General features: G+C 54.3%; 1 protein-coding gene. It reads left to right on the top strand.

Annotation, left to right across the window (positions count from 1 at the left end; translation table 11 throughout):
• The coding region (locus SB679_RS24710) for a hypothetical protein (protein WP_410704929.1) at nucleotides 1-265 on the top strand (265 nt) is incomplete at both ends.

Here is a 265-nt window from a genome sequence, read left to right on the forward strand (position 1 = left end):
CGTTAACGTCACCGTGCCACCCGTCACCAGTGTGGGCACCATTCAACCTTTCCAGATCTCCGGTGTGTTCGATGATCGTACCGGTACCGTATTCGCCAACTACGTCACGGCGGACGATAGCGGCACGATCTCGTTCCTTGATTTCTTTCCCGACTACCTTAACGAGCAGGGTACGCTGCCGCGCACTGTGGGTTCGTATTCAGTGAAACAGAAATCTACCGTGTTGAGCGTCGGTGCGAACGGAAATACTTCTTTCCGCGATGTG

The organism is Chryseobacterium sp. SIMBA_029 (assembly GCF_046535275.1).
In the GTDB taxonomy this organism is placed as follows: domain Bacteria; phylum Bacteroidota; class Bacteroidia; order Flavobacteriales; family Weeksellaceae; genus Chryseobacterium.